This is a genomic window from Verrucomicrobiota bacterium, from assembly GCA_016871535.1.
Lineage (GTDB): Bacteria > Verrucomicrobiota > Verrucomicrobiia > Limisphaerales > SIBE01 > VHCZ01.
In genome coordinates this window covers 1-1,781 of sequence record VHCZ01000455.1, presented here as the reverse complement: position 1 = coordinate 1,781, position 1,781 = coordinate 1, and the positions used below count along the sequence as shown (strand labels likewise).

The window sequence follows — 1,781 nt, the reverse complement described above, 5'->3', positions numbered from 1 at the left end:
TGTTTTCCTCGATCATGGGCATGGGCACATGGCCCGATGGGAATGTCTGCGGCGAGTCGCCACAGACCGCAGGCGGGTCGCCCGCGCTACCCAGCACACCCTTGGCCCACGCGCGTTTGGTGAGTTCACCCTGCACTTCGAGTTCGCCGAATTGCGCCTGGTCGTTGGCGTCGGCAATCGAACCCGGTCGCAGGCCGTCGCGCTGATGCCGATTCAATGGCAGGTGCGGCTCGCACTTTAATTCAACTGGGTTAAAACTTTTCAAATTCAACTCGCGTCAAAATTTTCCGTGAACTCGGTGAGAGCATTAAATCAAATGCAACTCGCCGGCTCAATGAAAACTCCGTTCAATGCAAAGACGCGGAGACGCAAAGAATTTCAACCAAGGATAAACACTGGAGGCCTTGAATTTTTCCACACAGGCATCGGGCGAGAGTGAAGCCCTGCTGTCGTGCCGCACCAGCCTACGCGCTGACGTGCAGAAAATCAGCGAGACGCAAGTTTGCGGCGGCGGGCGACGCCGTTCCGGTGAGCGCGGCGGTGCGGACGGCGGGCCTTGTCCAATTCCGCAATCATGCGGGCTTCCAGCAAGGCACGCGGCGAAGCGAACGCGATTTCGTGCGTCGCTTCGTATTCCGCGCACTCGTTCCACCACTTCTCCGCACCGGTGAGTTTCTTTTTCATGGCCGTGCGTCCGCTGGAAGAAGGTTCAATACGAAATCGTAAATACTTTGGGCATAGTTCAACGCTTCGTCGTATTCGGTCGGTTGCGGTTCGACGGCGAAGGTGGCGTTCGGATAGCGAAACTGCGTGGCGTAGGGGAGTCAGCGCGTCAGCGGCGTCGGCCAACTGGCTGAAGTTGGAATCTACTTCGCCGGCAAGGTCAGTCAGCACTTCAATGTCGTGGGTTTTCTCGTAGGGTTTGCCGTGATGAACGAGGAACGCTTTGACCGCTTTTTCCGCGGCCTGCTGGCAGTGATAAACCGCCACGTCGTAGAAAGGCGGCTGGCCGGTCGCCGCGCGGCGGGCGGTTTCCAAATCGCGCCATGCTTTGACCATCCATGCTTTCGCTTCTGGTGTCGCGTCAGCCATAGAGTCTGCGGCCACGGGCTAGGATGAGATTTTCGAGTGAGGTTTTGCGTTCCTTGACGCTATCCACTTCCTGCCGCGTCTCGACCAACACGTCTTTGGGCATTCGCAGTCCGCGCAGGCAACGATGCGCGCGTTGCGAGCGGCGGATGGGCGTCTCGTTGCTGTGCGGCACGACGACGAGAAGGTCAACGTCGCTGTCGTCATGCGGACTGCCCCAAGCGTGCGAGCCGTAAAGCCAGACTTGTTCGGGTTGAAATTCCGCGACGAGTCGTTGTGTCGCCGTTTCAAGCAGGTTCTCGTCGAGCGTTTTCATGGGTTCGTTCTAGCAAAGTTCACATACGAAAGAAAGCCCGGCTTTGCTCGCGGTCGTGTTCACGCCTTCGCGTAAAGCTCGCTGCCCTTCTCGGTGAACTCGCGGGATTCTTCTTCCATTCCCTTTTGCAGCGCGGCTTCGTCAGAGATTCCCTGTTCCGCCGCATACTTCCGGACGTCTTCGGTAATCTTCATCGAGCAGAAGTGCGGGCCGCACATGGAGCAGAAATGTGCGGTCTTCGCGCCGTCCTGCGGGAGGGTTTCGTCGTGGAATTCGCGCGCGGTGACGGGGTCGAGGCTGAGATTGAATTGATCTTCCCAGCGGAATTCAAAGCGGGCCTTGCTCAACGCGTTGTCGCGGTATTGCGCGCCGGGAT

At 58.4% G+C, this 1,781-nt stretch carries 3 protein-coding genes and 1 pseudogene; all 4 read right to left on the bottom strand.

Annotation, left to right across the window (positions count from 1 at the left end; genetic code table 11):
• Nucleotides 1-94: 94 nt before the first annotated feature.
• Nucleotides 95-199: pseudogene (locus FJ398_27540) on the bottom strand (hypothetical protein).
• 287 nt (nt 200-486) lie between these two features.
• Nucleotides 487-1,092 (bottom strand): HEPN domain-containing protein, encoded by a 606-nt coding sequence (locus FJ398_27535; GenBank protein ID MBM3841629.1) that lies wholly within the window; start codon nt 1,090-1,092, stop codon nt 487-489.
• A complete protein-coding gene (locus tag FJ398_27530) occupies nt 1,085-1,405 on the bottom strand; it encodes a nucleotidyltransferase domain-containing protein (GenBank protein MBM3841628.1) in 321 nt (106 codons plus the stop codon). The genes FJ398_27535 and FJ398_27530 overlap by 8 nt, the downstream gene beginning before the upstream one ends.
• A gap of 59 nt (nt 1,406-1,464) precedes the next feature.
• The coding region (locus FJ398_27525; GenBank protein MBM3841627.1) for a phosphomethylpyrimidine synthase at nt 1,465-1,781 on the bottom strand (317 nt) is incomplete at its 5' end.